The 20,728-nt window shown below is 73.0% G+C and carries 16 protein-coding genes; 4 read left to right on the forward strand and 12 right to left on the reverse strand.

Features of this window, described 5'->3' with window-relative positions; translation table 11 throughout:
- Positions 1-274 precede the first annotated feature (274 nt).
- The 4 genes from ald to DEJ51_RS07030 all read right to left on the reverse strand — a co-directional run bounded on the left by ald (position 275) and on the right by DEJ51_RS07030 (position 6,182).
- Positions 275-1,390, reverse strand: a complete 1,116-nt coding sequence (gene ald / locus DEJ51_RS07015; protein ID WP_150256812.1) for an alanine dehydrogenase — start codon at positions 1,388-1,390, stop codon at positions 275-277.
- A gap of 152 nt (positions 1,391-1,542) precedes the next feature.
- On the reverse strand, positions 1,543-3,531 hold the full coding sequence (locus DEJ51_RS07020) for a tetratricopeptide repeat protein (RefSeq protein WP_223835694.1): 1,989 nt from the start codon (positions 3,529-3,531) through the stop codon (positions 1,543-1,545).
- Between the two features lie 294 nt (positions 3,532-3,825).
- Complete coding sequence (locus DEJ51_RS07025; protein ID WP_150261735.1) at positions 3,826-4,461, reverse strand: NUDIX domain-containing protein; 636 nt, start codon at positions 4,459-4,461, stop codon at positions 3,826-3,828.
- An 83-nt stretch (positions 4,462-4,544) separates the two neighbouring features.
- Positions 4,545-6,182: a CTP synthase gene (locus DEJ51_RS07030; RefSeq protein ID WP_190620243.1), complete on the reverse strand. Its 1,638-nt coding sequence runs from the start codon at positions 6,180-6,182 to the stop codon at positions 4,545-4,547.
- A 457-nt stretch (positions 6,183-6,639) separates the two neighbouring features.
- On the opposite strand from DEJ51_RS07030, the gene DEJ51_RS07035 reads away from it, so the two are divergent.
- From DEJ51_RS07035 to DEJ51_RS07045, 3 genes are all read left to right on the forward strand, one after another.
- A complete protein-coding gene (locus DEJ51_RS07035; protein WP_190620245.1) occupies positions 6,640-8,469 on the forward strand; it encodes a glycoside hydrolase family 15 protein in 1,830 nt (609 codons plus the stop codon).
- A gap of 164 nt (positions 8,470-8,633) precedes the next feature.
- Positions 8,634-10,016, forward strand: coding sequence for an FAD-binding oxidoreductase (locus DEJ51_RS07040; RefSeq protein WP_150256815.1), 1,383 nt, complete (start codon positions 8,634-8,636; stop codon positions 10,014-10,016).
- Between the two features lie 35 nt (positions 10,017-10,051).
- The gene (locus DEJ51_RS07045; protein ID WP_150256816.1) at positions 10,052-11,671 is read left to right on the forward strand and encodes a PucR family transcriptional regulator; all 1,620 of its coding nucleotides are present in this window, start codon (positions 10,052-10,054) and stop codon (positions 11,669-11,671) included.
- Positions 11,672-11,888: 217 nt separating this feature from the next.
- Here DEJ51_RS07045 and DEJ51_RS07050 read toward each other — a convergent pair whose 3' ends face one another.
- From DEJ51_RS07050 to DEJ51_RS07070, 5 genes are all read right to left on the reverse strand, one after another.
- Positions 11,889-13,010: a glycosyltransferase family 4 protein gene (locus tag DEJ51_RS07050; protein WP_150256817.1), complete on the reverse strand. Its 1,122-nt coding sequence runs from the start codon at positions 13,008-13,010 to the stop codon at positions 11,889-11,891.
- A gap of 197 nt (positions 13,011-13,207) precedes the next feature.
- Positions 13,208-14,932, reverse strand: a complete 1,725-nt coding sequence (gene recN / locus DEJ51_RS07055) for a DNA repair protein RecN (RefSeq protein ID WP_150261737.1) — start codon at positions 14,930-14,932, stop codon at positions 13,208-13,210.
- 107 nt (positions 14,933-15,039) lie between these two features.
- The gene (locus tag DEJ51_RS07060) at positions 15,040-15,984 is read right to left on the reverse strand and encodes an NAD kinase (RefSeq protein ID WP_150256818.1); all 945 of its coding nucleotides are present in this window, start codon (positions 15,982-15,984) and stop codon (positions 15,040-15,042) included.
- Positions 15,981-16,796 carry a TlyA family RNA methyltransferase gene (locus DEJ51_RS07065; protein ID WP_150256819.1) on the reverse strand — a complete coding sequence of 272 codons (816 nt, stop codon included), beginning with the start codon at positions 16,794-16,796 and terminating at the stop codon, positions 15,981-15,983. The genes DEJ51_RS07060 and DEJ51_RS07065 overlap by 4 nt, the downstream gene beginning before the upstream one ends.
- Positions 16,797-16,803: 7 nt before the next feature.
- Positions 16,804-17,055: a hypothetical protein gene (locus DEJ51_RS07070; RefSeq protein ID WP_150256820.1), complete on the reverse strand. Its 252-nt coding sequence runs from the start codon at positions 17,053-17,055 to the stop codon at positions 16,804-16,806.
- A gap of 64 nt (positions 17,056-17,119) precedes the next feature.
- Here DEJ51_RS07070 and DEJ51_RS07075 point away from each other — a divergent pair, with 64 nt between their 5' ends.
- A complete protein-coding gene (locus DEJ51_RS07075) occupies positions 17,120-17,467 on the forward strand; it encodes an SCP2 sterol-binding domain-containing protein (protein ID WP_150256821.1) in 348 nt (115 codons plus the stop codon).
- 211 nt (positions 17,468-17,678) lie between these two features.
- Here DEJ51_RS07075 and DEJ51_RS07080 read toward each other — a convergent pair whose 3' ends face one another.
- From DEJ51_RS07080 to DEJ51_RS07090, 3 genes are read right to left on the reverse strand one after another with little or no spacing between them, the layout of a single operon-like run.
- Positions 17,679-18,500 (reverse strand): ABC transporter ATP-binding protein, encoded by an 822-nt coding sequence (locus DEJ51_RS07080; RefSeq protein ID WP_223835695.1) that lies wholly within the window; start codon positions 18,498-18,500, stop codon positions 17,679-17,681.
- Between the two features lie 5 nt (positions 18,501-18,505).
- The gene (locus tag DEJ51_RS07085) at positions 18,506-19,561 is read right to left on the reverse strand and encodes a FecCD family ABC transporter permease (protein WP_150261738.1); all 1,056 of its coding nucleotides are present in this window, start codon (positions 19,559-19,561) and stop codon (positions 18,506-18,508) included.
- A 59-nt stretch (positions 19,562-19,620) separates the two neighbouring features.
- On the reverse strand, positions 19,621-20,688 hold the full coding sequence (locus DEJ51_RS07090; protein WP_150256823.1) for a FecCD family ABC transporter permease: 1,068 nt from the start codon (positions 20,686-20,688) through the stop codon (positions 19,621-19,623).
- Positions 20,689-20,728 lie beyond the last annotated feature (40 nt).

A 20,728-nucleotide genomic window follows, 5' to 3' on the forward strand; every position in this document is an offset into this window, starting at 1 on the left:
TGGCACCATGCCGACGGTTGGCGACTCTATGGCGTGTCACCGCCCAGCGGCAACACAATCCGCCGGACCCGGCACGATGTGTCGGCAACCGAACACCACTCTGTCAAGGGCGCACGAGCTGTCACTGCGAAGTTTCGCGGGTGTGCGAAAGGGTTAAAGGGTTACGTTCGAGGCGAGTTGAGCGGGGTCCTGGGGCGTCCCGCGAACACGTCCGGCCGGACCTTGCGGGCAAGGTCCGGCCGGATACGTGAGATTGACGTCAGTCGTTGACGGATCAGCCGAGCAGCGTGCTCAGCTCAAGGGTCTCCATGCCGTGGGCTTCGGCGACGGGACCGTAAACGACCTGGCCGTCATGGGTGTTGAGACCCAGGGCGAGCGCGGCGTCACGACGCAGCGCCTCGGCCCAGCCGAGGTTGGCGAGCTGCACGATGTAGGGCAGCGTCGCGTTCGTCAGCGCGTAGGTGGAGGTGTTCGGCACCGCGCCCGGCATGTTGGCGACGCAGTAGAAGACCGAGTTGTGGACCGTGAAGGTCGGCTCGGCGTGAGTGGTCGGACGGGAGTCCTCGAAGCAGCCGCCCTGGTCGATCGCAATGTCGACAAGGACACTTCCGGGCTTCATCTTGGCGACGAGCTCGTTGGTGACCAGCTTCGGGGCCTTCGCACCCGGGATCAGCACCGCGCCGATGACGAGGTCGGCCTCGACGACGGCCTTCTCCAGCTCGTAGGCGTTGGAGACGATCGTCTTGATCTTCGTGCCGAAGATCTTGTCGGCCTCGCGGAGCTTGTTGATGTCGCGGTCGAGCAGGGTCACGTGGAAGCCCATGCCGATGGCGATCTGCGCGGCGTTCCAGCCGGAGACGCCGCCGCCGATGACGACGCACTCACCGGCGTGGGTGCCGGGGACACCGCCCGGGAGGACGCCGCGGCCGCCGGCCGAGCGCATCAGGTGGTAGGCGCCGACCTGCGGGGCCAGGCGGCCCGCGACCTCGGACATCGGGGCGAGCAGCGGGAGCGCGCGGTTGGCGAGCTCGACCGTCTCGTAGGCGATGGCGGTGGTGCCGGACTCCAGCAGGGCGTCCGTGCACTCGCGGGAGGCGGCCAGGTGCAGGTAGGTGAAGAGCGTCTGGTCCTTGCGGAGACGGTGGTACTCCTCCGCGATGGGCTCCTTCACCTTGAGCAGCAGGTCGGCGGTGGCCCAGACCTCGTCCGCGGTGGCGAGGATCTCGGCGCCGGCCGAGACGTACTCGGCGTCCGTGATCGAGGAACCCACACCGGCGTTCTGCTCGATGAAGACCTGGTGGCCGTTACGGACCAGCTCATGCACGCCGGCGGGCGTGATGGCGACCCGGAACTCGTTGTTCTTGACCTCGCGGGGGATGCCGACCTTCATCGTCGATCACGGTCCTTGGCTCAGGGGATTTTCGGGGGCACTTCCATACATACCCGCCCACAAGAACGCGCAACGGGATGCACCACGGGAAGCCGCGGTGAACCCAGTCTAATGAAGGATGAGTCGCTGTCTAGCCTTGCAAACGAATAATCTCAGTCGGAAGCACTGCGGATTTCGCAGGCTGCGGGGTCATCTCCCAGCAATCTGTCGGCTGCGGAGCGGTGCAGCCTGGCAGCCGCGGGGTCCCCCAGCCGGTCCAGCGTGTCGGCCAGCCGGACCTGCAGTGCGGCCTGAAGCCGCTGGTCGCCGGCCTTGCGGGCCAGCTCCACCGCGTCCCGGCAGGTGTGCAGCGATTCCTCGGGCCGGCCGGCGTACTCCTGGACCCGCGCCATCTCACTCAACGCCTTTGCCTGCCCGGGCACATCGGCCAGCTTCCGGTAGCCCGCGGCGGCCGCCCGCCAGCTGCGCAGCGCGTCCCCGTACCGCCCCGCGTAGGTGTGGACGTTCCCGAGCCGCCCGTACAGCCGGGCCTCGTCCGCGCGCTCGCCCCGCGCGAGGGCCTGGGAGAGGGCCCGGCCGAACCAGTCGGCGGCCCGGTGCCAGTCCTCCAGTTCCTGGTAGGCGCCTCCTACGGATTCCATCGCGCGGCCCGTGGCGTACGGATCGTTCGCCGCCCGGCCGGCGTCCAGCGCGGCCCGGTAGCGCTCCAGGGCCTCCTGGGTCCGGCCGGTCCCGGCGTCCAGGTCGGCCAGGTTCAGCAGCGCGGCGGCCTGCTCCCGGCGCAGGTTGCGGCGCTCGGCCACGTCCAGGACCAGGCGGTGCAGGCCGTACAGCTCGGGGGCGGCCGCCGCCGTGCCCCGGTGGTCCGCCAGCGCCCGTACGAGGGCCGCGACCAGCCGCCGGGCCAGGGTGTCCAGCTCCCCGTCGGCCACGGCCAGGGAGGCGGCGGCGGTGAGTGCGGGCAACCGGGTGTCCAGCCAGGTGGCGGCGGCCCGCCGGTCGGGGAAGCGCAGGGCGCGCGGCAGGCCGTCCAGCAGCTCACGGAGGCCGTCGTCGACGGCGGCGTCCACCCCGGGCTCCTCGGCCTCGGCCATGGCCCGGCAGGAGTGCAGCAGCCGTACGGTGCGCTCCAGCATCCGGGCCCGGGCCAGCTGGACCTCGGCGGGGCGCTCCTTGGCCTCCAGGAGGGCCTGGAGCAGCGGCGCGAGGCAGCCCGGCAGCATGAAGAGGCCGTCGCGGGAGGGGCGGATGAGCCCCAGCCCCGCGAAGTCGTCCAGGGTGGACTGGGCGGCGGCCACGGAGCAGCCGGCGAGGGCGGAGGCGGTGTGCGGGTCCACGATGCCGGCGGGGGCGAGCGGCAGCAGCCGCAGGGTCCGCTGGGCGGGCTGCGGCAGGGACTCGTAGACCAGCCGGAAGCCCCGGGCGAGCGGGCCGCCGGTGGTGGCGGGCATGTCGTGGAGCTGCTTGGCCACGTCGGCGACGGAGGCCTTGGGGTGGGCGGCGAGCCATCCGCCGACGAGGACGAGCGCGGCGGGCTGGCCCCCGCACTCCTCGGCGAGGGCCTCGGCGGCCCGCGGGTCGGCGGTGACCCGGGTGTCGCCGATGCGCTGGACGAGCAGTTCCACGGCGGAGGGTGTGTCGAGTCCGCCGAGGGTGCAGGGCCGGACGTCCGGGATCCCGGTGAGCGGCCCCTCGGCGGTGACGACGACGAGGCACTCGGGGGTGTCCGGCAGCAGCGCGTCCACCTGCTGGGGGTCGGCGGCGTCGTCGACCAGGATGACGACCCGGCGGCCTTCGAGGGCGGTGCGCAGGGCGGAGCTCAGCTCGTCCTCGCCGGCCCCGGGCGGCGTGGGCCTGCCCAGTCCCTCCAGCAGGGTCCGGACGGCCCGCTCGGTGGCCACGGTCTCCCCGCCGGGGGCGGTGAGCCGGGTGCGGAGCACTCCGTCGGGGTACTCCTCGGCGATCTCGTGCACGAAGGCCTCGGCGAGGGCCGTGCGGCCGGAGCCCGGCCGTCCGGCGACGAGCAGCACCCGGGCCCGGGGCGCCTTGGCCTTGCGGCCGGAAAGCGTGTCGAGCCCGGTTCGCGCGATGTCCTCGCGCAGCTCCTTGAGCTCACGCCGCCGCCCGACGAAATCCGCCACGGATCCGCTCCTCTCCCTGCCACCGGATTGCGAGCGTAGTTCACGCAGAGCGACGACCCGGGGGGAGCGTGGCGGGTAAATCCCCCAATCGGATCAGCGGATGGTCGGCTTTTTCGCATGTCGGTGGCCGGGCCGCCGCCGCCTGCGCCCCGGAGCGGGTGCGCGGCCGCGCGGGGCCGTCCCCCTGCCCTCACTCGCGGCGCTCCCCGGGGCTCCGCCCCGAACCCGGTGCCCCGGGCTCCCGGCCGTCCGCGGGGAGGTGCCGGCAGGAGCCGGAGCTGGAGCCGCCTGCGCCTACGCCTCGTACGGGCGGGCCGGCCAGGGGGCGAGGGCCGGGCGCAGGGCCTCGATGCCGCCGTCGGAGGCGAGGGCGGCCGCGAGGGCCAGTACCCCGGTCACCAGCCCGGGGTTGTGCAGTTCGCCGGCCAGCACCCCGCGGACCAGGTCCGCGAGCGGAACGCGGGCGATCTCCATGTCGGCCTCCTCCTCGGAGACCTCGTACCGCTCCCCGTCGGCCTCCGCCAGATCCCGCGCGAGGAAGATCCGGACGGCCTCGTCGGATCCGCCGGGCGAGGTGAAGAAGTCGGCCAGCACCCGCCACTCGCCGGCCTTGGCGTGCGCCTCCTCGTACAGCTCCCGCTGGGCGGCGTGCAGCGGGTTCTCGCCCGGTACGTCCAGCAGCCCGGCCGGGAGCTCCCACAGCCGGTGCCGTACGGGGTGGCGGAACTGCTTGAGGACCAGCACCCGCTGCTCCTCGTCGAGGGCGAGGACGCACACCGAACCGGGGTGCACCTGGTAGTCGCGGCGCACCACCGAGGTGTCGGGCATCCGGACCTGGTCGGAACGGACGGCCGTCTTCGCGCCTTCGAAGGGGGTCCGTGAGGCGACGACCTCCCACGACTCCGGTGTGTCCACGATGTCGTTGCCCATGGCCATGGCCGATACCTTCCCCGAGAACGCGACAGCCGGGGCACGATCCGTGCCCCGGCTGCCTACGTTATGCGGTCAGGCTCTCACTTCGCGGACTGCTGCCGCTCCACGGCCGCCTTCACCAGACCGGCGAACAGCGGGTGCGGGCGCGTCGGGCGCGAGCGCAGCTCCGGGTGGGCCTGGGTGGCCACCAGGTAGGGGTGCACCTCGCGCGGGTACTCGACGTACTCGACGAGCTTGTTGTCCGGGGAGGTGCCGGAGAAGACGAGGCCCGCCTTCTTCTCCAGCTCGCCGCGGTAGGAGTTGTTGACCTCGTAGCGGTGCCGGTGGCGCTCGTCCACGTACGCCTCGTCGCCGTAGACCTCGCGCACGATGGAGCCCTCGGCGAGCTTCGCCGGGTACATGCCCAGGCGCATGGTGCCGCCCAGGTCGCCCGCGCCCTCGACGAAGGCCAGCTGCTCCTCCATGGTCGAGATGACCGGGTGCGGCGTGGAGGCGTCGAACTCGGTGGAGTTGGCGTCGTCGATGCCCGCGAGGTTGCGCGCGGCCTCGATGACCACGCACTGCAGACCCAGGCACAGGCCCAGCAGCGGGATCTTGTTCTCGCGGGCGTAGGTGATCGCACCGACCTTGCCGTTGACACCGCGGTCGCCGAAGCCGCCGGGCACGCAGATCGCGTCGACGTCGCCGAGCTGGGCCGCGGCGCCCGCCGCGGTCTTGCAGTCGTCCGAGGTGACCCACTTGATCTGGACGCGGGCCTTGTTGGCGAAACCGCCGGCGCGCAGCGCCTCGGTCACCGACAGGTAGGCGTCGGGCAGGTCGATGTACTTGCCGACGAGCGCGACCTTGACCTCGTGGTCGGGGTTGTGGACCCGGTCGAGCAGGTCCTCCCACACCGTCCAGTCGACGTCACGGAACGGCAGGTCGAGCTTGCGCACGACGTAGGCGTCCAGGCCCTCGGTGTGCAGCACCTTCGGGATGTCGTAGATCGACTTGGCGTCGATCGCGGCGACGACGGCCGCCTCGTCCACGTCGCACATCAGCGAGATCTTGCGCTTGATGGAGGTGGGGACGTCACGGTCGGCACGCAGCACGATCGCGTCGGGCTGGATACCGATGTTGCGCAGGGCCGCGACCGAGTGCTGGGTGGGCTTGGTCTTCAGCTCACCGGAGGGACCGATGTACGGGAGCAGCGAGATGTGCACGACGAAGACGTTGTCGCGGCCGACCTCGTGGCGGACCTGGCGGACGGTCTCCAGGAACGGCAGCGACTCGATGTCGCCGACGGTGCCGCCGACCTCGGTGATGACGACGTCGACGTCCTCGGTCGCCATGCGGCGGATGCGGTGCTTGATCTCGTTGGTGATGTGCGGGATGACCTGCACGGTGTCACCGAGGTACTCGCCGCGGCGCTCCTTGGCGATGACCGTGTTGTAGACCTGGCCGGTGGTGACGTTGGCCGAGCCGTCGAGGTCGACGTCGAGGAAGCGCTCGTAGTGGCCGATGTCCAGGTCCGTCTCGGCGCCGTCGTTGGTGACGAACACCTCGCCGTGCTGGAACGGGTTCATCGTGCCGGGGTCGACGTTCAGGTACGGGTCGAGCTTCTGCATCGTGACCCGGAGACCGCGCGCCTTCAGCAGCGCACCCAGGCTGGAGGCCGTCAGGCCCTTGCCGAGGGAGGAAGCGACACCCCCGGTGACGAAGATGTGCTTGGTCGTCATGGCTGTGCTCGCCAAGAGGGGGCTCCCGTGGTCGCGAAGTGAGGTGCGTCCGGCGCCGGTCACCATCGAACCGGAGGCTCTCTGGGGGCGCCGAAGCTGCGGTTTCGGGGCCCCTGATTCGCACAGGCAGACCACCGGTCCACGGGGTACCAGCCTATCAGCGCCCGGCGGGGTCCGCCTCCGGGCACGCGGCGCGCGGGCTCCGTCCGGGGGCACGCGAGTCCGCCGGGGCGGCATCGCCGCTGCTCACCCGTTCGGCGCAACCGCATTCTCCACAGGATCACGGAGATCACTAGGGTGCCGTCATATCCTGCTCGGATATTGCACACAGCGCCGCCGAGCAGTCCGTCGGACGGCCTAACCGGGCCGGTATGCGGAATCATGGGGCTCACGCGGCACTCTCTGCACACAGGAGACCGCTCAACAGCGCAATGCAAGCGCCCCCGCGGGGGCGGACGTGGCCGTTCGACTGGAGATGCACGTGTCCGGGCGCATCGAGGATTACGCACTGATCGGGGACATGCAGACCGCAGCACTGGTCTGTCGGGACGGAGCGGTGGACTGGCTGTGCCTGCCACGCTTCGACTCGCACGCCGTGTTCGCGAGCATTCTCGGCACCGAGGATCACGGGTTCTGGCGGATCGGCCCGTCGTTCCCGGCGGGCACCGAGGCCCCGCGTGCGACCCGCCGCCGCTACCGCGGTGACTCGCTGGTGCTGGAGTCCGAGTGGGACACCCCGCGCGGCAGGGTCCGCGTGATCGACTTCATGCCTCCCCGCGAGGATCACGCGCCGCAGCTGATCCGCATCGTGGAGGGCATCAGCGGGCGGGTGCCGATGCGCTCCGCCCTGCGGATGCGTTTCAGCTACGGGCGGGTCGTGCCGTGGGTGCACAGGGTCGACGGGCGGACCGTGGCCGTGGCCGGCCCCGACTCGGTCTGGCTGGACTCCGACGCGCAGACCTACGGCAAGGACCTGACGACGTACTCCGACTTCACCGTCGGCCCCGGCGACCGGAAGGCCTTCAGCATCAGCTGGCAGGCCTCGCACCGCGACGCGCCCGAGACCCCCGACGCCGAGGCGGCCCTGGAGTCGACCACCGACTTCTGGCGCGAGTGGGTCGAGCAGTGCACGTACCACGGGCCCTACCGGGAGGCCGTGATCCGCTCGCTGATCACCCTCAAGGCCCTCACGTACGGCCCCACGGGCGGGATCGTCGCCGCGCCCACCACCTCCCTCCCCGAGGAGATCGGCGGGGTCCGGAACTGGGACTACCGCTACACCTGGCTGCGGGACGCGGCCATCACCCTCTCCTCGCTGCTGCGCACCGGCTACCGCGAGGAAGCCCGCGCCTGGCGCGAGTGGCTGCTGCGCGCGGTGGCCGGCGACCCGGAGAACCTGCAGATCATGTACGGGATCGCGGGCGAGCGGGAGCTCGGCGAGACCGAGCTGGACTGGCTGCCGGGCTACGAGAACTCCCGCCCGGTCCGCGTCGGGAACGGCGCCGCGGGCCAGCTGCAGCTCGACGTGTACGGCGAGGTCACCGAGGCCCTGCACCTGGGCCACATGACCGGGCTCGCCCGCAGCGACTACGCCTCGCTGCTCCAGCTCAAGCTGATCCGCTACCTGGAGACCCACTGGGACCAGCCGGACGAGGGCATCTGGGAGGTGCGCGGCCCGCGCCGCCACTTCGTGCACTCGAAGGTGATGGCCTGGGTGGCCGTGGACCGCACGATCAAGCTGATCGAGAGCGGGGACGCGGACGGCCCGCTGGAGCGGTGGCGCGAGCTGCGCGACGAGATCCACCAGGACGTGTGCGAGAAGGGCTACGACAAGGAACGCAACACCTTCACCCAGTCGTACGGGTCGAAGGAGCTGGACGCCTCCCTGCTGCTGATCCCGCAGATGGGCTTCCTGCCGCCGGACGACAAGCGGGTCATCGGCACCATCGAGGCGATCCAGCGCGAGCTGTCCACCCCCGACGGGTTCATCCTGCGCTACCCGACGGCGGGCGAGGAGGCCGGTGTGGACGGCCTGGAGGGCGACGAGGGGGCCTTCCTGGCCTGCTCGTTCTGGATGGCCGACGACCTGGCGATGATCGGCCGGGTGGACGAGGCGCGGAGGCTGTTCGAGCGGCTGCTGTCGCTCCGCAACGACCTGGGTCTCCTCGCGGAGGAGTGGGACCCGCGGCTCCAGCGGCAGGTCGGCAACTTCCCGCAGGCCTTCAGCCATGTTCCGCTGATCGACACGGCCCTGCGGCTGACGGCCAGCGGGGCGTACGGGGGCTGAGACGGACGACCCGCCGGGGCCGCGGACTTCCCCGCCGCGCCCCGGTGATCGTCCGCGCCTACGCTGGAAGGGTCCCAGGCCGTGTCTTTCGGACCACGCCGCGGGCCCGGCTCGATCCGAACGGTTCACGGCCCATGCCCTCCCTCCGGTGGAAGGGGGCAGCCATGGCTCCCCTGTCGAAGGCGGGCGCGGCCCTGACCGCGCTCCGCGAGGATCTGTCCGGCGAGGTCTTCACCCCGGAGGATCCGGGGTACGACGAGGCCCGGACCGTCTTCAACGCGATGATCGACCGCAGACCCGCCGTCATCGCCCAGTGCGAGAGCACGGCGGACGTGGTGACAGCCGTGCGGTTCGCGCGGGACCTGGACCTGAACGTCGCCGTGCGCGGCGGCGGCCACAGCGTGGCCGGGATGTCCCTCAACGACGGCGGCCTCGTCGTCGACCTGCGGCGGATGCACGAGGTGACGGTCCATCCGGCGGCTTCGGCCGCGCACATCGGGGGCGGGGCCACCATGAGCCACCTGGACCGGGCCTGCGCACCGTACGGGCTGGCGACCACCGGCGGCCGGGCCTCCACCACCGGCGTCGGCGGCTACGTCCTGGGCGGCGGCAGCGGCTGGCTGGACCGCAAGTTCGGCCTGGCCGTGGACAACCTGCTGGGCGTGGACCTGGTCACCGCCGAGGGCGAGCTGGTGCACGCGACCACGGAGGAGCACCCGGAGCTGTTCTGGGGGCTGCACGGCGGCGGCGGGAACTTCGGCATCGCCACCTCGCTGACCCTGCGGCTGTACGAACTGCCCGCCATGTCGATCGCGATGCTGCTGTACCTGCCGGAACGCGGACCCGAGGTGGTCCGTACGTACCGGGACGTCATCGAGGCGGCACCGCCCGAGGCCTCGGGCGCCGCCCTGTACATCACCGGCCCGCCCGAGGAGTTCGTGCCGCAGCACCTGGTCGGCCGGCTGGTGGCCGCGGCGCTGCTGACCTACGCGGGCCCCGAGGACGAGATGCGCGAGCTGGCCGGGCCGCTGCTGGCGATCCCGCACGAGTCGGAGATCGTCACGGCCATCCCGTACGCCGACCTCCAGTGCATGATCGACGACCCGCCGGGCATGCGGAACTACTGGTCGGCCGAGTACCTCACCGGCTGCCCCGACGCGTTCGTCGACGTCTTCTGCTCCCGCGCCGAGGCCATGCCGGTACCGACCGGCACCCAGCACCTGGTCTTCCCGCAGGGCGGCGCGGTGGCCTCCGGCCCGGCCGACTACCCGATTCCGTACCGCGACGCGCCGTGGGCGGTGCACCCGTTCGGGATCTGGGAGGACCCGGCCGACGACGAGCGCTGCCGGCAGTGGGTCAAGGACGTCCGCGCCGACGCCCGGCCGTGGAGCACGGGCGCGGTCTACCTCAACTTCACCGGGGACGAGGGCGTGGAGCGGGTGGTGTCCGGCCTCGGCAGCGAGAACATGCAGCGGCTGGGCGCGTTGAAGCGGCAGTACGACCCGGACAACATCTTCCGCTTCAACCACAACATCCAGCCCGCCTGACGATGGGCACAGGTCTGCCGGTAGCGTCCCGCGATATGGAAAACCAGGGCGGGATCACGGTTCAGCGGGCGCTGGAACTGCCGGGGCTGCGCGGCGGACTGCCGGAAGTGGTGGCGTGCGCCGACCGCCTGGGCCGGACCGTCCGCTGGGTGCACGCGGGCGAGGTGCCGAACATCGCCTCCCTGCTCAAGGGCGGTGAGCTGCTGCTGACCACCGGCCTCGGGCTCGGCACCCGGCCGGCCGAGCAGCGTGCCTTCGTACGCCGTCTCGCGGACCGCGGGATCGCCGCGCTGGTGGTCGAGCTCGGCCCGCGCTTCACCCGGCTGCCGGCGACCCTCGTGGAGACCGCGCGCTCGGCGGGGCTGCCCCTGGTCCAGCTGCACCGGGAAGTCCCGTTCGTGGCGGTCACGGAGGAGGTCCACACCGAGATCGTCAACCACCACTACGCCCTGCTCCAGCGGGCCGAGGAGGTCCACCGCCGCTGCACGGAGGCCCTGCTGGGCGGCGGGGGCGTCCCACAGGTCCTGCGGATCCTGGCCGACTTCACGGGGAACCCGGTCTTCCTGGAGACCCCCGACGGGCAGCTCCTGTACGCGGCCGGCAGCACGGCCGGCGACGCGGGCGCGGACCCGCTCCAGGTGTGGGAGGGCCTACGGGGCCAGCGCGAGGCCGAACCCGCCACGAACACGGTGCTGATCGACGTCCCGGGCGGGGGCCACGGCACCGGCTCGGTCCGGGCCCGGGTCGTCCTGGTCGGGGTCTCGGCCCCGCTGCTGCCCGTGCACCGGATGGCGGCCGAACGCACGGCGGGGGTCCTGGCCGTGGTCCTGATGCAGGCCCGGCAGGAGGAGGAGCTGGCCGCCCGCGGCCGCGGCGACTTCCTGACGGATCTCGCGGAGGGCCGCATCTCGGCGGAGGACGCGCCGGCACAGGCCCGTGTCCTGGGCTTCAAGCCGGGCGGCGGTCCGCTGCTGCCGGTGGTGATGCGGCTGGCGTCGGACCTGGGCCCGGCCGGGAACTGGGCCGTCCTGGCCCGCGCGGTACTGGAGGAGCTGTCGTCCGTCGGGGTTCCGGTCCTGCTCGGCGTCCGCCCGGTCGAGGGCCGTGTCCCGCTGCTGGTCTCCCTGCGCGCGGAGTCGGAACGTACGGCGGTGGCGGACCGGGTCTCGGCCGCGCTGCGGGCAGGTGTCGAACGCGCCGGCCTGGACCGGGCCGACGCCCCGCCGGCCGTGGTCGTCGGCGTGGCGGGCGGCTGGGCGGCGGCCTCGGCGGGCCTGCGGCACGCCGCGGAGACCGCCACGGCGGCCCACGGCCTGCCGGCCCGGCCCTGGTACGACGCGCGGCGCCTGGACATCGACCTGCTGCTGTGGCGGCTGCGCGAACACCCCGACCTGGCCGCCTTCGTGGACCGCGCGATCGGGCCGCTGCGCACGCACGACACGACGTCGCGGCCGCCGCTCCTCCCGACGCTGGAGACGTACCTGGCCCATGCGGGCCGCAAGGCGGAGACGGCGCGTGAACTCCATCTGAACCGGCAGACGCTGTACAACCGCCTGGCCCGCATCTCGGAACTCCTGGGCACGGACCTGGACGACCCCGAAACGGTCCTCTCCCTGAGCCTGGCCCTCCGCGCCCGCCGCCACACTCCTTCTTGACGCGCCGCTCGCACGCCTCGGCCCTGGCGGGCCTCCCCGGCTTCGCGCCGCTGCGCCGGACTCCGTCCGTCGACGCCTGGGCGGGGGATGCGTGCCCTGCGGGGCTCGATTCGAGCCCCGCCGGCGATTGAGGCGCGGGGGTGCGGGGGTGCGGGGGTGCGGGGGCGGAGCCCCCGAAACGGCGCGTCGCCCGGACCACCGCTCCCCGGCCGGGAGGCTACCGGCGGCGTTCCATCAGTTCGTCGTAGACCGACAGGACCTGCGCCACCGTGTCGTCCTCCGACGGCCACGTCGCGGCCTGGACGCGCCCCGCAGCCACCAGTGCGGCCCGGCGGTCCGGGTCGGCCAGCAGCCCGGTCACGGCCGAGGCGAGCGGACCCGCCTTCCCCGGCGGGACCAGTACCGCGCCCTCCCCCACCAGCTCCGGGACCCCGCCCACGGCCGTGGCCACCAGTGGCACGCCCACCCGCAGCGCCTCCTGCGCCAGCAGCGCCCGCGCTTCCCACCGGCTCGGCAGCACCGCCAGGTCCGCCGCCGCCAGGAGCTGCGCCGCGTCCCGGCGGCGCCCCAGCAGCCGTACCGGGAGGCCCTCCGCCTCGATCCGCCGGGAGAGCTCGGCCCGCAGCGGCCCTTCTCCCGCGATCACGAGCAGCGGCGCGGGGTCCAGGCCGCGCCACTCCCGGGCCGCGTCGAGCAGGACGGAGTACCCGCGGTGCGGCACCAGGCTGCCGACCGCGATCAGCAGCGGCCGTTCCACCGCGCCGAGTTCCGCCCGCACCTTGCCGGGGTCGGCCGCCGCGTCCGGACCCGCCGGGCCCGCCGGTACGGCCACCGGTGCCAGCCGCGCGTCCCTGGCACCCCGCGACCGCGCGGCGTCCACCTGGTCCGAGGAGGCCCCGAGCACCACCGCCGCGGCCCGCGCGACGTGCCGTTCCAGCATCCGTGCCAGCCGCCCGAGCGCACCGGCCGCCGTGGGGCCCTCGCCGTGCCAGCTCACCACCAGCGGCACCCGGCGCCCCCGTATGGCCAGCGCGGCGCGCATCCCGGCGCGCACGCCGTGCGCGTGCACGACGTCCGCCGCGGCGCAGGCGGCCCGCAGCGCGCTGACCGCGTCGGGCGCGAACTGCGCCCCCGCGCCGGTGAAGTCGTATTCCCCCTCCGCCTGGACGGGCGCGCACACCGTGACCCGTACCCCGCGCGCGGCGAGGCCGGTCGCGAGCGACCGTACGTGCGCGCTGCTGCCCGCGCCCGCACCCGTGCCGAGTACTTGCACGGTGCGCAGCGGCGGCCGGCCGTAGGGCTGGGCCGGCGGGGAGGTCGAAACCGGGGAGCTGCTCACGGGCCGAAGCTCCAGGGTGAGGGATGCAGAGACGTCGCCAAGGATGCCAGTCCGCACGCGCGTTCCGGGACCATACGGGTGCGTATCCCGTACGAGATGCCGCAGGACACCTCTCAGCCTCACCCACAAGGGCTACGAGCGGACGGCGCGGGGCCCGGAACGCCGCGCGTTCCGGGCCCCGCGCACCGTGTGCCGTCTCACGCGTCCGCGCGCGCCGCCGCCAGGAGTTCCTCGGCGTGCGCCCGCGCCGAGACCGAGTCCTCGTGGCCGGCCAGCATGCGCGACAGCTCGCGGATCCGGTCCTCGCCCTCCAGGACGGTGACCCCGCTGCGGGTGACCGATCCGTCGTTGGTCTTCTCGACGAGCAGCTGCCGGTCCGCGAAGGCGGCCACCTGCGGCAGGTGCGTGACCACCACGACCTGCGCCGACTTGGCCAGCTTGGCCAGCCGTCGGCCGACCTCGACCGCCGCCTTGCCGCCGACGCCCGCGTCGACCTCGTCGAAGAGGTAGGTGGGCACCGGGTCGGAGCCCGCGAAGACGACCTCGACGGCCAGCATCACGCGGGAGAGCTCACCGCCCGAGGCGCCCTTGGCGATCGGCCGCGGCTGGGCGCCGGGGTGCGGGGCGAGCAGCAGCTCGACCTCGTCCGCGCCCGACGGGCCGTAGGCGACCGGGCGGCCGTCCACGTCGACTCCGTCGGGGTCGTCGGTCTGCCGGACGTCGATGGTCACGCGGGCGTGCGGCATCGCGAGCGAGGCCAGTTCCTGCGTCACCGCGGAGGCGAAGCGTGTCGCGGCCTCCACCCGGGCGTCCGTCAGCGCCTGCGCCAGCTGGGACAGTTCACCGCGCAGTCCGTCGCGCTCGGCGGTCAGCTCGGTGATCCGCTCGTCGTCGCCGTCCAGTTCCAGCAGCCGGGCCGCGCCCTGTTCCGCCCACTCCAGCACGGCGTCCACGGTGCCCTCGGAGCCGTACTTGCGGGTGAGCTGGGTCAGGGCGGCCCGCCGCTCCTCCACGGCGGCCAGCCGTAGCGGATCGGCGTCCAGGTCGTCGGCGTAGCCCGCCAGTTCCCCGGCGACGTCGGACAGCAGGATGCCCAGTTCCCCGATCCGCTCGGCGAGCGAGCCGAGGGCCGGGTCGTGGGACCGTACGGATTCCAGCGCCCGGTGGGCGCCCGCGACGAGCATGTTCGCGTCGATGGCCTCCGGGTCCTCGGGGTTGCCCGCGAGCGCGGCGTGCGCCAGCTGCGCCGCCGAGGCCAGCGACTCGGCGTGCCCGAGCCGCTCCGCCTCGGCCGCGAGCTCGGTGTCCTCGCCGGCCACCGGTTCCACGGCCGCGATCTCGTCGAGCCCGAAGCGCAGCAGGTCCGCCTCCTGGGCCCGTTCCCGGGCCCGGGTGGTGATCTCCTCCAGCTCGACGGCGACGGCACGGAACCTGCGGTAGGCCGAGCCGTACTTCTCCAGCGGGACGGCGACGGCGTCTCCGGCGTACCGGTCGAGCGCCTGCCGCTGCCGGGCGGGGCGCAGCAGCCCCTGCTGGTCGGTCTGTCCGTGTACGGCGACCAGGTCGTCGGCGAGTTCGCCGAGCAGGCCGACGGGCACGGAGCGGCCGCCGACGTGGGCGCGCGAGCGTCCCTCGGCGGACACGGTCCGGCTGATCAGCAGGGCGCCGTCGTCGAACTCGGCCCCGGCCTCCTCGGCGCGTACGGCGGCGGGGGCGTCCGGGCGCATGACGATGCGGCCCTCGACCACCGCGGCCTTGGCCCCGATCCGCACCAGGGCCGGGTCGGCGCGACCGCCGAGCAGCAGCCCGAGGCTGGTGACGACCATCGTCTTGCCCGCGCCGGTCTCGCCGGTCACCGCGGTGAAACCGGGCGACAGCTCGACCACCGCGTCGTCGATGACCCCGAGCGACCGTATCCGCATCTCCTCAAGCACGGGACGACGATACCGAGGTTTCACGGGTGCCATGTGACGTCACCCGCCCCAAGTTGTTCGAACGAATGTGCTATTGGAGTCGTGTGAGCTGCGTCTCAGTGCGGCGCGCCACGCCAACCCGACACCGGGAGCGCGAACTTGGCGACGAGCCGGTCCGTGAACGACGCGTGGTGCAGCCGGGCGAGCCGCACCGGCACCGCGCCACGCCGCACCTCGACCCGGGCCCCGGCGGGCAGCTCCAGCGTGCGCCGCCCGTCGCACCACAGCACGCCGTGCGGCGTGCCGCTCTGCACCTCCACCGCCAGCACCGAGGTCGGCGAGGTCACCAGCGGCTTCGCGAACAGCGCGTGCGCGCTGATCGGCACCATCAGCAGCGCCTCCACCTCGGGCCAGACCACCGGCCCGCCCGCGGAGAAGGCGTAGGCCGTGGAACCCGTCGGGGTCGCGCAGACGATCCCGTCGCAGCCGAACCCGGTCACCGGGCGCCCGTCGATCTCCAGGACCACCTCCAGCATCCGCTCCGGGGACACCTTCTGGACCGCGGCCTCGTTCAGCGCCCAGTCCCGGTGGACCACATCGCCGTTCGTCCGCACGATCACGTCGAGCGTCATCCGCTCCTCGACCTCGTACGAGCGCGTCACCACCCGGTCCACGACCTTGTCCAGGTCGTCGCGCTCGGCCTCGGCGAGGAACCCGACCCGGCCCAGGTTGACGCCCAGCATCGGCACCCCCGAGGCCCGCGCGAACTCCGCGCCCCGCAGCAGGGTCCCGTCACCGCCGAGGACGATGAGCAGCTCGCACCCGTCCAGGGCCCCCGGGGTGGACTCGGTGACCAGCTCCACCTCGGCGGGCAGCGGCAGGTCCACCGCCTCGTGCTCCATGACGCGTACGCCCAGCCCGCATCTCAGCAGGCCCTGCACGACCAGCTCGGCGCTGCGGATGGCCGCGGGCCGCCCGGTGTGCGCGAGCAGGAAGACCGTCCGCCCCTCCCCCGAAACACGTGAACCCGATGAACCTGCCGAACCCGCTGAATCTGTCACTGCGGCCCCTCCGCCACTGCACGGTCAACATCCGCCGGGTCGAGTGCCGGTGCCCCCGCCCGAAGCCACAGAAAGTACTCGACGTTCCCCGACGGCCCCGGAAGCGGACTCGCCGTCACCCCGAGAACACCCAGCCCCAGCTTCGCCGCCTGCGCCGCGACCTCGCGCACGGCCTCGGCCCGCAGCTCCGGGCTGCGCACCACGCCGCCGCTGCCCAGCCGGTCCTTGCCGACCTCGAACTGCGGCTTGACCATCAGCACCAGGTCCGCGTCCGGCGCGCAGCAGCGCACCAGCGCCGGCAGCACCAGACCGATGGAGATGAACGACAGGTCGCCCACGACCAGGTCCACCGGAACACCGTCCAGCTGCTCCACCGTCAGCTCGCGCACGTTCGTACGGTCCTTGACGGTGACCCGGTCGTCGCTCTGCAGCGACCAGGCCAGCTGCCCGTAGCCGACGTCCACGGCCATCACGTGGGCCACGCCCGAGCGCAGCAGCACGTCGGTGAACCCGCCGGTGGAGGCGCCGGCGTCCAGCGCACGGCGGCCCTCGACGGCCAGCCCCTGCGGCCGGAAGGCCGCCAGCGCACCGGCCAGCTTGTGGCCGCCCCGGGAGACGTAGTCGGGGTCGCTGTCGTCCTTGCGGACCACCAGCGCCGCGCTGGTCTCGACCTGGGTGGCCGGCTTGGTCGCGGTGGTGCCGCCCACGGTCACCCGGCCCGCGGCGATCAGCTGTGCGGCGTGCTCGCGCGAGCGGGCCATGCTGCGGCGCACCAGTTCGGCGTCCAGGCGGCGGCGTGCCACTCCTGCCACGTTCGGTTCAGCTCCTGTTTTCGTACGGTCCGGGGACGGGCGGTGCGTCCAGCGCGGTCAGCGCCTCGCGCAGCCCCCGGTGGACATCCTCGTACACCTCGACGTGTCCGTCCGCCGCGAGGTGGTCCGCGTCCGCCAGCCGCGCCAGGTACGCGTCCACGCCGGCGTGGCCGGTGGGCGTGCGTACGACGCCCAGGGCCACGGGCCCGGCGGGCTCGGCGGGGGCTTCGGCCCCGGGGGCGGCGGCTTCGTCGGTCATGCCCCGACGCTACCTCGAAGCGCCCCGCGACCACGCATGGCTCTGCGGTACGGTCGTGATCACGATGGCTACGATCCAGGAGTGCCGCGAAGCACTCGACAACCTCTCCGGCAATCTCGCGCGGGCCGACGCCGGCGTACGCGGCGCGGCCGCGTTCGACCGCTCCCTGAGCTGCCACATCACCGACCTGGACCAGACGTTCACGGGCCGCCTCGACACGGGCCGGATCCGGGTGGACGCGGTCGCCCCGGGCCCGCCCGCGGCGAAGGCCGAGATCCGGCTCGCGATGACGGGCGACGACCTCGTGGCGCTGGTCGCGGGCGACCTGAAGTTCGCGAAGGCCTGGGCCTCGGGCCGCGTCAAACTGGAAGCCGGCTTCCGAGACCTGCTCCGCCTGAAGAGCATGCTCTAGCCCCGGCCGCCGCCGCTCCCAGCCCCACAGGCACCTCTTCCATCCCCCGCCGACGCTCTTCCCAGCCCCGCCGGCGTTTGAGGCGCTCTCCTCAGCCCCGCCGGCGTTTGAGGCGCTCTTCCAGCCCCGCCGGCGTTTGAGGCGCGGGGGTCCGGGGGCAGCGCCCCCGGCAACCGGCCCGCACCCGCAAACCGCTGCCCGGCCCGGAGGGCTACTCGGCCCGGGCCACGACACGGGCCTTGCGCGCCGCCGGAACCACCAGCGGCGTCCCCGTCTCCGGATCCGGGATCACCTGGCAGCGCAGCCCGAACACCTTCTCCACGAGCTCCGCCGTGACCACCTCCGCCGGCGGCCCCTCCGCGACGACCTTCCCGCCCCGCATCGCGATCAGGTGCGTCGCGTACCGGGCCGCGTGGTTCAGGTCGTGCAGCACCGCCACCAGCGTCCGTCCCTGCGTCTCGTGCAGCTCCGCGCACAGGTCCAGCACGTCGATCTGGTGCTGGATGTCCAGGTACGTCGTCGGCTCGTCGAGCAGCAGCAGCGGCGTCTGCTGGGCCAGCGCCATCGCGATCCACACGCGCTGCCGCTGCCCGCCCGACAGCTCGTCCACCGCCCGGTCGGCGAGCTCGGCGACCCCGGTCGAGGCCATCGACTCGTTCACGATCCGCTCGTCCTCGGCCGACCACTGCCGCAGCAGCCCCTGGTGCGGGTACCGGCCGCGCGATACCAGGTCGGCCACCGTGATGCCGTCGGGCGCGATCGAGGACTGCGGGAGCAGACCCAGGGTCTTGGCGACCTTCTTCGCGGGCATCGACCCGATCGCCTGACCGTCCAGCAGCACGCGCCCCGTCGACGGCTTCAGCATCCGCGACAGGGCCCGCAGCAGCGTGGACTTGCCACAGGCGTTGGGGCCCACGATCACCGTGAAGGAGTTGTCGGGGATCTCCACCGACAGGTTCTCGGCGATGACCCGCTGGTCGTAGCCGAGGGTCACGTTCTCCGCGGTCAGCCGCTGCACTTGGGTACTCCTCATCAGGTTCATATACGTCCCGCCTTGCGCTCGGTGACGAGCAGCCAGAGCAGGTAGACACCGCCGACGAGGCCGGTCACCACACCCACCGGCAGCTGGTCGGCGCCGAAGGCCCGCTGCGAGGCCCAGTCGGACACCATCAGCAGCACCGACCCCATCAGGGCGGCGTTCACCAGGTTGCCGCCGGGCGAGCGGGTCAGCCGCCGGGCCAGCTGCGGCGCGGCCAGCGCGACGAAGCTGACGGGCCCGGCCGCGGCACTCGCCGCGGTGGTGAGCAGGACCGCCGCGAGCATCAGCAGCAGCCTCGTCCGCTCCACCCGCACCCCGAGCGCGTACGCGGCGTCGTCGCCCATCTCCATCATCCGAAGCGCCCGGCCCTGACCGAGGATCAGCGGGAACAGCACCGCGCACACCGCGAGCAGCGGCCACACCTGAGCCCAGTCCCGGCCGGCCAGCGAGCCCGTCAGCCAGACCATGGCCCGGGTGGCCTCGTACATCTGGGCCTTGGTGATCAGGTACTGGATCACGGCGACGAGCACCGCGGAGGCGCCGATGCCGACCAGCACCAGCCGGTAGCCCTGGATGCCCTGCTTGTAGGCGAGCAGGTAGACGACGGCTCCGGCCAGCAGACCACCGACCAGCGCGCCGACGGCCACCTCGGTGGCGCCGCCCTTGAACAGGATGATGACGACGAGCGCGCCGACCGCCGAGCCGTAGCCGAAGCCGAGCAGGTCCGGGGAGCCCAGCGGGTTGCGGGACACGGACTGGAAGACGGCTCCGGAGATCCCGAGCGCCGCGCCGACGAGCAGCGCGACCAGGGCCCTCGGCAGCCGCAGGTCGTTGACGATGAAGTCGGTGGCCGGGGTGCCGTTGCCGAGCAGGGTCTGTACGACGTCCCACGGCGCGATCTCGAAGTCGCCGGTGCCGATGAGCACGACGGACATCGCGAGCGCCGCAACGGTCAGCAGGACCCCGACGGCCAGGGCCCGCCGCTCGACGCGCAGCGAGACCCCGCCGGGCAGGCGCAGCGGACGGGGTCCGGACCGGCGGCCTTCGCAGGACACGTCTGTCGACGTCCCGGTCGGCGTCCCGGTCGGTGTGTCGGTCGAGGTCGAGGTCGCGGTCACAGCTGGGCCATCCTCTTGCGCCGAACCAGGTAGATGAAGACCGGGCCGCCGATGAGCGCGGTCACGACGCCGACCTGCAGTTCGGCGGGCCGCGTGACGACCCGGCCGACGATGTCGGAGCCGAGCAGCAGGGCCGGTGACAGGACGGCCGAGTACGCGAGCACCCAGCGCATGTCGGGACCGGTGAAGGCCCGCACGAGGTGCGGGACCATCAGCCCGATGAACACGATGGGCCCGCACGCGGCGGTCGCCGCACCGCACAGCAGGGTGATGGCGACCATGGCGCCGATCCGGGTCCGCGTCAGGTGGGCGCCGAGCGCCCGTGCCGTGTCGTCGCCCATCGCCATCGCGTTGAGCGGCCGGCCCAGCACCAGCGCGAGCACCGCGCCGACGAGCAGGAAGGGGGCCACGTGCCGGACGGTGTCCATGTTGGCCGAGGCCAGCGAACCCACCGTCCAGAAGCGCAGCTTGTCCAGCGCCTTGCTGTCCATCAGCTGCACGGCGTTGATGTAGCCGACGAGCGCCGCACTGGCCGCCGTACCCGCGAGCGCGAGCCGCACCGGGGTCGCACTGCGGCTGCCGCCGAGCACGTACACGAGGACCGAGACGAAGGCCGCGCCGAGGAAGGCCCACCACACGAACTCGCTCAGCGAGCTCGCACCGAAGAAGCTGATCGCGGAGACCACGGCCGCCGCGGCACCCGCGTTGACGCCGAGGATGCCGGGCTCGGCCAGCGGGTTGCGGGTCAGCGCCTGCATGACGGCACCGGACAGGCCGAGTCCGAGCCCGACCATCAGCCCGAGCAGGGTGCGCGGGATCCGCAGATCCCGCACCACCACGTCGTTCGGCGTTCCCGCGTAGGCGAACAGGCCGTGCCAGACCTCGTCCAGGGACATCTGCTTCGCGCCCACGGCGATGCTCACGACGGCGATCAGCGCCAGCACCGCGAGAGCGGCGAGCAGACCGGCGGCGCGCGCGGCATGACGCGGGCGGGCTACGGCGGCGTCGGCGCCCTTCTCGGGCGCCGCGCTCCGTTCGGGTTCAGGGGGACTCTCGACCAACACGCAGGTTAGGCTAACCTACCCTCCGAACGGACGGGTCCCC

Source organism: Streptomyces venezuelae, from assembly GCF_008642275.1.
GTDB lineage: Bacteria > Actinomycetota > Actinomycetes > Streptomycetales > Streptomycetaceae > Streptomyces > Streptomyces venezuelae_E.